Source organism: Capnocytophaga sp. oral taxon 324 str. F0483, from assembly GCF_000318315.2.
GTDB classification, from domain to species: Bacteria; Bacteroidota; Bacteroidia; order Flavobacteriales; family Flavobacteriaceae; genus Capnocytophaga; species Capnocytophaga ochracea.
Genome location: NZ_KB291534.1, coordinates 1 through 9,045 on the forward strand (window position 1 = coordinate 1; position 9,045 = coordinate 9,045).

Annotated in this window: 9 protein-coding genes; 8 read left to right on the forward strand and 1 reads right to left on the reverse strand. The window is 41.6% G+C overall.

The features are described 5' to 3' along the window. Positions 1-231: 231 nt before the first annotated feature. The 6 genes from HMPREF9072_RS10245 (at position 232) to HMPREF9072_RS10270 (ending at position 6,033) form a co-directional block, all read left to right on the forward strand. Positions 232-792, forward strand: coding sequence for a nucleotide exchange factor GrpE (locus HMPREF9072_RS10245; RefSeq protein WP_009411650.1), 561 nt, complete (start codon positions 232-234; stop codon positions 790-792). A 10-nt stretch (positions 793-802) separates the two neighbouring features. Continuing rightward, positions 803-1,924, forward strand: a complete 1,122-nt coding sequence (gene dnaJ / locus HMPREF9072_RS10250; RefSeq protein WP_009411651.1) for a molecular chaperone DnaJ — start codon at positions 803-805, stop codon at positions 1,922-1,924. Between the two features lie 437 nt (positions 1,925-2,361). Next, the gene (locus tag HMPREF9072_RS10255; protein ID WP_009411652.1) at positions 2,362-3,084 is read left to right on the forward strand and encodes a nitroreductase family protein; all 723 of its coding nucleotides are present in this window, start codon (positions 2,362-2,364) and stop codon (positions 3,082-3,084) included. Positions 3,085-3,135: 51 nt separating this feature from the next. Next, on the forward strand, positions 3,136-3,960 hold the full coding sequence (locus tag HMPREF9072_RS10260; RefSeq protein WP_009411653.1) for an alpha/beta hydrolase: 825 nt from the start codon (positions 3,136-3,138) through the stop codon (positions 3,958-3,960). A gap of 80 nt (positions 3,961-4,040) precedes the next feature. Beyond that, positions 4,041-5,003, forward strand: a complete 963-nt coding sequence (locus HMPREF9072_RS10265) for a type I phosphomannose isomerase catalytic subunit (RefSeq protein ID WP_009411654.1) — start codon at positions 4,041-4,043, stop codon at positions 5,001-5,003. A 19-nt stretch (positions 5,004-5,022) separates the two neighbouring features. Next, entirely contained in the window at positions 5,023-6,033 is a 1,011-nt protein-coding gene (locus tag HMPREF9072_RS10270) for a 3-oxoacyl-ACP synthase III family protein (RefSeq protein ID WP_009411655.1), read from the forward strand. 121 nt (positions 6,034-6,154) lie between these two features. On the opposite strand, the gene holA is transcribed toward HMPREF9072_RS10270, so the two are convergent. Further along, entirely contained in the window at positions 6,155-7,171 is a 1,017-nt protein-coding gene (gene holA / locus HMPREF9072_RS10275) for a DNA polymerase III subunit delta (RefSeq protein WP_009411656.1), read from the reverse strand. Positions 7,172-7,207: 36 nt separating this feature from the next. Here holA and HMPREF9072_RS10280 point away from each other — a divergent pair, with 36 nt between their 5' ends. Both HMPREF9072_RS10280 and HMPREF9072_RS10285 read left to right on the forward strand, forming a co-directional pair. Further along, positions 7,208-7,663, forward strand: a complete 456-nt coding sequence (locus HMPREF9072_RS10280) for a type I restriction enzyme HsdR N-terminal domain-containing protein (protein ID WP_009411657.1) — start codon at positions 7,208-7,210, stop codon at positions 7,661-7,663. Further along, positions 7,660-8,637, forward strand: a complete 978-nt coding sequence (locus HMPREF9072_RS10285; RefSeq protein ID WP_009411658.1) for a glycosyltransferase family 2 protein — start codon at positions 7,660-7,662, stop codon at positions 8,635-8,637. Before HMPREF9072_RS10280 ends, HMPREF9072_RS10285 begins: the two co-directional genes overlap by 4 nt. Positions 8,638-9,045: the final 408 nt, after the last annotated feature.

The following is a 9,045-nucleotide window of genomic DNA, read 5'->3' on the forward strand; positions in this document are numbered from 1 at the left end:
AAATGTTAAAAACGAGGTTTCGAGGCGAAAGAAAAGGAATAGGCAATAGGCCTTAGGCCATAGGCACTAGGGAGGTAACATTCCCCTTTACACATACCCAGCTGTCGCGGGCTACCTTCAAAGGGAGAATGAGGAGAGGCTTATTGGGAGGCTTCTGTCAAATTGTCACCTTTTTAGTCTTTGGCAAATTATTTGCTACCTACTAACGAAATAAACTAAAAATGAATCATTATGATTACCGAAGATATTAAAAACGATGACTTAGAACTTGAACAAGAGGCAACTGATAACACTCCTTCGGAAGAAGTTGAAGAACCTACTTCTGTTGAAGAGCCCGAAGAGCCCATTAAAGAAACTTCAGAAGACCTTCTTGCGAAAGAGAAGGACAAGTTTTTGCGTTTGTTTGCTGAGTTCGAAAACTATAAGAAGCGCACTGCGAAGGAACGTGCAGAGCTCTTTAAAACTGCTGGACAAGACATTTTGTCAGCCTTGTTACCTATAATAGACGATTTTGACCGTGCTTTGGTAGAATTGGCTAAATCGGCTGATGAACATACTCTTAAAGGGGTGGAACTCATCTATAATAAACTAATAAACACTCTCAAATCAAAAGGATTAGAGAAAATAGAAGTTGCCCCTAACGACACTTTTGACAGTGAACATCACGATGCAGTTACCCAAATTCCTGCTCCTACTCCTGAAGACAAAGGCAAAATTGTAGATGTTGTGCAAACAGGCTACAAATTAGGCGATAAAGTAATACGTTTCCCTAAAGTAGTGGTAGCACAATAAGGAGGAAGGAATGAAGAAAGATTACTACGAAATATTAGAAGTACAGAGAACGGCTACCGCTGCTGAAATAAAAAAAGCGTATCGGAAGCAAGCCTTGAAATATCACCCAGACAAGAACCCTGGTGATAAACAAGCTGAAGAGAACTTTAAATTGGCTGCCGAAGCCTATGAAGTGCTCAGCGATGATAACAAACGCGCCCAATACGACCGCTTTGGTCACGCTGCCTTTGAAGGAGGTATGGGAGGCGGAGGCTTCTCGATGGACGATATATTCAGTCAGTTTGGAGATATTTTTGGTGGGCATTTCTCGGGCTTTAGTGGTTTTAGTGGTTTCGGAGGAGGAAGCGGTCAGCAACAAGTGTACGTAAAAGGAGAAAACTTGCGTATACGGGTGAAAGTTACGCTTGAAGATATCGTAAAAGGCACTGAGAAGAAAGTAAAAGTACGCCGTAAGGTAAAAGCTGAAGATACTACCTATAAAACTTGTCCTACTTGTCACGGACGCGGACAGGTAGTACGTCAAATGAATACGATGCTAGGCGTAATGCAAACGGCTACTACTTGTACTGCTTGTGGAGGCTCGGGCGAAGTGATTGACAAACGTGGTGCTGACAGCGATTCGCAAGGATTAAAAACCATAGAAGAGACTATCCCTATCACAATTCCTGCAGGAGTGATAGATGGTATTCAGTTAAAGATAAACAACAAGGGTAATGAAGCGCCTACGAAGAATGGTGTAGCGGGTGATTTGCTTATGCTCATCGAAGAACAAGAACACGAAACCTTAAAACGCGAAGGCGACAACTTGCATTACGACCTTTATATTAGTTTTCCTGAAGCAGTTTTAGGAGCTTCTAAAGAGATTGAAACGGTTACAGGAAAGGTGCGCATTAAACTAGACGAGGGAATACAGTCAGGGAAAATATTGCGCTTGCGTGGTAAAGGTGTACCTAACTTGCAAGGACGGGGTGCCGGTGACCTTATCATTCACGTGAATGTATGGACGCCTAAAAAGCTCACCGACAAGCAAAAAGCCTTCTTTAAGGAAATGCAAGAAGACGAGAACTTTGCTCCTAAACCCGACAAGAACGAGAAATCGTTTTTTGAGAAAGTAAAAGAAATGTTTTCATAGGTTATTATTTTACTTAATAAACAAAGAGAGACTACCAAAAAGGTGGTCTCTTTTTTGTTAGGTAAAAGGTGAAAACCGCATAGACAGATTAATTAGCAAATTAGAAGATGAGAGAATTAGAAAATGGGGTGCGAGCTTGAGTTAGAGAAATGAGGCTGCGTCTTGTAAAATAGGGAGGCGTTTAGTCGCGTACTTTCGGAGAAAATCGGAAAAGTTGGGAAAAGGAGGTAAAAGAGAAAAGGCAAAGACAGTAATAGATAGTATGATATGAAAGAAATGTTGCTTTTGTTTATATTGAGGAAAAGTTGTACTTTTGTATTTTAGTAATAGAGTCAAACCGGGCAGGGTGAACGATTCAGAAGGGTTTGTCTTTGGCGAACTAATTATATGTGAGCGAATTGCCTTTCGCCCTTACGATGACTAAAAACTAACGAACTATGTTAAAAGATATATTGAACTTTAGGAGAGCGGTGCGTTATTATGCGCCTACACCCATAAGTGAGGAGAAGGTGCGCGAATGTCTTAAACTCGCCACACTGGCACCTACCAGCTCTAATATGCAGTTGTACGAGCTATACCACATCACCGATAAGGCTTTGTTAGAGAAATTAGCATACGCCTGCCTCGACCAGCGTACGGCTACCACGGCACAACAAATGGTGGTATTCGTTACTCGTCAAGACAAACACCGCACCCACGCTCGTGCTATCTTGGAGTTTGAGCGTGGCAATGTACAGCGCAACAGTCCGCCCGAAAGGCAAGCCAAGCGTATTAAGGATAAAGAGGCGTATTACAGTAAGCTGATGCCTTTTGTGTATAGTAGATTTTTTGGGTTGCTAGGGCTCTTCCGCAAAGCATTTGGGGTGGTTACCAGTTGGTTTCGACCTATGATGCAACAGCTCTCGGAAGGCGATATTCGCGTAAGTGTACACAAAAGCTGTGGACTCGTAGCACAGACCTTTATGCTAGCAATGGCAGAGGCGGGTTACGATACGTGTCCGTTAGAGGGTTACGATAGCAGACGCATTAAGAAGTTGTTACACTTACCTTGCGGGGCAGAAGTGAATATGGTGATTACTTGTGGACTTCGTGAACAGCGCGGTATCTGGGGTGAAAGGTTTAGATTGCCGTTTGAGGAAGTGTACAGACATAATGATTAATGGTTAATGAATAATGATTAGATACTAATAACTGTTTAATAATTCAAATATATGAAACTTAGGAACATAATTTTTACTTTTTTAGTTGCTATTAACTTGGTAAATGCCAAAACAGAGCCTGTAACTATTCAGGGAGCTGTAGGAACACTTCGCGGAGTGGTAACCACTCCTGATACTGTGAAAAAGTCTCAGAAAATCCCTACCGTGATTATCTTTCACGCACTGACTAGCAATAAAGACAAAAAGCTATATGCTACTTTGGCAGATAGCTTAGCGACACACGGTATTGCCTCAGTACGCTTTGACTTTAACGCACACGGGGAAAGTGAAGGAGATTTTAAGAAAATGTCGTTAGATAATGAGTTAGAAGATGCACGGCGCATAATGGCATTTACTAAAAGACTCCCTTTCGTAGGTAAGATAGGTTTGATAGGACACTCGCAAGGAGGGGCTATAGCGATGCTTTTGAGTGCAGAATTAGGGAAGAAAAACGTTAAAGCATTAGGCTTGTTAGCACCTGCTTCTACAATTCACGACATACTATCACAAGGGGTACTATTCGATGCCACTTTCGACCCATTGAATGTACCTGAAGAGCTTTCCTTTTTTGGAGGGAAAGTAACTGTAGGGAAGGACTATATCCTCTCAGCACAACGGTGCAAACTCATTCAGAAAGCGAGAGCATATAAAGGCAATGTATTGGTAATTCACGGTACGGGCGATAGAATGCTCTCTTATACTTACAGTGAAAATCTGCCTTATTTCTATAAACATTGTAAAGTAAGTCTCATTGAAAAGGGAGATCATTTGTTTACGTCGAAAGAAGCGCAAGCAGCAGAGATGATGACACAATTTATGTTGAAAAACTTAAAATGATTTGTAAATGTGGTAACAACTGATTGGCTAATTAAAAAAATATTCGTATCTTTGCACTTTAACTAACAACCTTAATAAAAATGTATCCAATAAAATTTAAACCTATCCTCAAAGAACGCCTTTGGGGAGGTACTAAACTAAAAACATTATTCAACAAACCTATTGAAAGCGATATTACAGGCGAAAGCTGGGAAGTATCAGGCGTACCTGGTGATATCTCAGTAGTAGCCAATGGTCAGTACGAAGGTAAAAGTCTGCAAGAACTCATCGATTTATACCCTAATGAACTATTAGGCAAACACGTGCACGAGCGTTTTGGTCACGATTTCCCTATCCTTATTAAGTTTATAGATGCACGCGAAGACCTCTCTATACAAGTGCACCCCAATGATAAATTGGCAAAAGAACGCCACAACTCTTTTGGTAAAACCGAAATGTGGTATGTGCTTCACGCCGATGCAGGAGCTGAACTGATTGTAGGCTTCAAGAAAACAGTAACCAAAGAGGAGTATCAACAGCACCTCAATAGTGGTACTCTCACCGATATTCTCAATTACGAAAAAGTGAAAGATGGCGATACATTCTTTATCAACACGGGCAAAGTGCACGCCATAGGCAAGGGAATTATCATTGCCGAAATACAACAAACCAGCGACATCACCTACCGCGTGTACGATTTCAACCGTCGCGATAAAAATGGTAACCTGCGCGAACTTCACACTGAACTCGCTCTTGATGCAATCGACTACGAGAAGAAAGACGACTTTAAAGTGGCTTATACCAAAGACACTAACACGGTAAACAAAGTGGTGAATTGTCCTTATTTTATTACCAATTTGCTACCGCTTACCGCCGATTATGAAAAACAACTTTCACAAGACGATTCTTTCCATATCTATATGTGCGTAAAAGGCAAAGGAACCATCGGTGACGGCACTACCGAATTACCTATCAAGCAAGGTGAAACAGTGCTTTTTCCTGCTTCTTGCCACAAATTAGAGGTAAAAACCAAAGGAATGGATTTATTGGAAGTATATATTTAGACAACTAAAAACTAAAAATATGTTATATCGTTCAAGAATTAAGGGATTAGGATTTTACGTCCCTGAAAACGTAGTTACTAACGACGACCTATCCAAACTAATGGATACCAGCGATGAATGGATTCAAGAGCGCACCGGTATTCAGCAGCGTCGTCACGCACTAAGAGGTAGTGACACTACTACCTCAATGGGTGTAAAAGCGAGTTTAAAAGCTATTGAAGCTGCTAAAATCGATAAAGAAGAAATAGACTTTATTGTATTTGCAACCCTCAGTCCCGACTTCTATTTCCCTGGTTGCGGAGTATTGGTACAAAAAGAATTGGGTTTGCCTACTGTGGGAGCTCTCGATATCCGCAACCAATGTTCGGGCTTTATCTATGCCCTTTCAGTAGCCGACCAGTATATCAAAACGGGGATGTACAAAAATATCCTTGTGATAGGTGCTGAAACCCAATCACCTGCGCTGGATATGACCACTCGCGGTCGCAATATGGCAGTACTTTTTGGCGATGGTGCTGGGGCTGCTATCGTTTCTCGCTCCGATGACCCCGAACGCGGTATTCTCTCTACTCACTTGCATAGCCAAGGTGAATATGCCGAACAATTAGCAATGATTACCCCAGGAGTAGGCACCAAATGGGTAACCGAATTATTGGCAGAAAACGACCCTGATGATGTGAGTTATTACCCTAATATGAACGGTCAGTTTGTATTTAAAAATGCTGTGGTTCGCTTTGCGGAAGTGATAGAAGAGGGATTGAAAAGCAATGGTCTTTCTCACAAAGATATTAATATGTTGATTCCTCACCAAGCTAATTTGCGTATCTCACAGTTTGTACAGCACCAATTCAAACTCACCGATGAACAAATATTCAACAATATAATGAAGTACGGTAACACTACCGCAGCTTCTATACCTATCGCCCTTACCGAAGCAGTTCAACAAGGCAAAATCAAGGACGGAGACCTGGTAGTACTTGCTGCCTTTGGTAGTGGCTTTACTTGGGCAAGTGCTATCATCCGTTGGTAGTCCATAGCGTGGCAGACAGTCACAGTGTGACATAGAATAAAAAGGCTGTTGAACAGATAAGTTTGTTCGACAGCTTTTTTTATATGTACAAATTACTGGTTTACCCCACAGTAACGATTTATCATTGAGTACTAAGCATTATAATAAGTTCTTTGCGGAGGTCAGCTTCTGTGAGGTTATTAGTAGCACCTAATCCTTTGCTTTTTAGGTCTATTTCACGTAAGGTAGCTATGATAGCGCTTACGCGCTTCATTGGGTAATGTTGAGCGCCTGAACGAAGGTCTTTGATACCAAAGATAGGCACTTTTAGGGTCGCCATTACATTCTTATCACTTTGGTCGGTAAGACCGAGAAAGCCTAAGAGCTGTTGGAAATAACCGTAAAGCACCGTGAGTGTCATCACCAAAGGGTTGTCCTTAGGATTATCGGCGAAGTGTTTCAAAATGCGCGTTATCTTGTACATATCGTGAACTGCAATAGCGCTCTTGAGTTCATAATTATTAAACTCCTTGCTAATCCCTATATTCTTCTCTATAATATCAGGCGTTACTTCTGTATTTTCGGGGACGATGAGCGCCAATTTGTTTACCTCGTTTTGTATCCTACTCAGGTCGGTACCCAAGAAATCTACTAACATCTGTATCGTTTTAGGCTGAATGCTGAGATGTTTCTTCTTCAACACATCAGGTAACCACGTAGCTATCTGATTCTCGTAGAGTTTTTTGCTTTCCAAAAGCACGCAATCCTTATTCTTTTGCAAGGTTTTCAGCAATTTCTTACGAGCGTCTAACTTCTCGTATTTGTAACAGAACACCAATACGGTCGTAGGCGTAGGGTTCTCTACATAAGGCACGAGTTGGTCGATAGTGCTTTTAAGGTTTTGCGCCTCTTTTACGATAATCACTTGATGGTCGCTCATCATCGGGAACCGACGTGCATAGTCAATAATAGTCGGCACACTCACATCTTGACCATAGAGCACTATCTGGTCAAATCCCTTTTGGTCTTCTTGTAATACGTGGTCTTCAATGTAATCAGAAACGATATCTATGAAATAAGGTTCTTCCCCCATCAGGAAGTAGATAGGGGCTATAATTCCTTTTTTTATGTTAGCTACAATAGTTTTTACTTCATTCATAGTGCAAAAATACAAAAAATATTCTACTTTTGCAGTATGGAAGCTCTAAATTTCAAAAACTACTCTTTTCGCCTGAAAAAAGCTGACAATAAGCTGTGGATATTCGACCTCATTCGTCGCAAGTACGTAGTACTACAACCCGAAGAATGGGTGCGCCAACACGTAGTACATTTTCTCATAGAAGAAAAAGGTTATCCAAAATCGCTTATCAATGTCGAGAAAAAGCTCTCTGTAAACGGACTCACTAAGCGTTACGACGTGGTAGTCTATTCCAAAAAAGGAGTAGTGCTCTTGATAGTGGAATGCAAAGCGCCTAGCGTGACTATCACCCAACAAACATTCGACCAGATTGCACGCTATAACCTCAGTCTCAATGCCCAATATCTAATGGTCACTAACGGCATTACTCATTATTATTGCCAAACAGACTATAACCAATACAAATATATATTCTTAGCAGACCTTCCTCATTATAACGACCTCACACTATGACTCTCGCCATCGTAATACTCAACTGGAACGGCAAAACACTGTTGCAACAATTCCTCCCCTCGGTAGTACAATATACTTCCGAAGGGCAAATCTATGTGATTGACAATGCTTCTACCGACGATTCCGTCGCTTTTCTACGCTCACACTTCCCCGAAGTAACTATCCTAGAAAACCCTACCAATAGTGGGTATGCAGGGGGGTATAATCACGCTTTACAACACATTGAAGCCGATATCTACTGTCTGCTCAACTCCGACGTACGAGTAACCGAAGGCTGGCTCACTCCCATCTTACGCACTTTTGAAGACGAACGCATTGCCGTAGTGCAACCCAAGATAAAAGATGAAAAACACCCCTCTTATTTCGAGTACGCAGGAGCAGCTGGAGGCTTTATCGACAAGTACGGGTTTCCGTATTGCAGGGGGAGAGTATTTGAGCGCGTAGAAGAAGATAAAGGTCAGTACAACACCCCTTCCCCCTCCCCTATCTTCTGGGCATCGGGGGCGTGTTTTTTTATTCGCGCAGAAATATTCCACCTATTAGGTGGCTTCGACGAAGATTTCTTCGCACATCAAGAAGAAGTCGACTTGTGTTGGCGGGTACATCACCTCGGCAAGCAGGTAGTGTATTGCGCCGAGAGTACCGTTTATCACGTGGGAGGGGCAACACTCACGGCTACCAACCCTAAGAAAACCTACCTCAACTTCCGTAATAGTCTTTTTATGTTACTGAAAAACCTCCCTTCCAAAAGCCTTTACACTACGCTCTTCCTCCGTATGGTGTTGGACGGCATTGCAGGAGTGCGTTTCCTTTTGCAGGGCAAACCCTGCTTTTTGTGGGCGATTGTGAAGGCACATCTTCATTTCTATAAAAGATTTCACTTCTTTAAAAAGAAGCGACCTTCTCAGCTTATCACTGATTATTACCAAAAGAAATCCATTGTGTGGGAACACTTTGTTGTAGGCGATAGATAAATAGATGTCTGCTTGATATATAACAATTATCTTTTCTGTCACACTTCCCCCCTAGTGCCAATGCCCTAAGGTCTATTACCTATTCCTCTTTCTTTCGCCTCGAAACCCCGTTTTTACCATTTTTATTATTGTTGTATTATACTATGAATCAACTATTTACATACCCTTTCTATACCAATCGTCCAAGATTCGTATAAGCTTCCTATAAGCTACCTATAAGCTAACTACATTCATCCTCACACCCTTTTTTCATCAAAACTCCTCTTAACCTTCTTTTGAATTTCTCCGTTATCTTCCGAATCCTCCAACCCCTTCTCTGACCTGTCCGACCCGTCTATTCTCCTTGGTGGTATTATTGGCATTTACCCCATTTTCTAATCTGTTAATTCTCTCATTTTCTAATTCTCT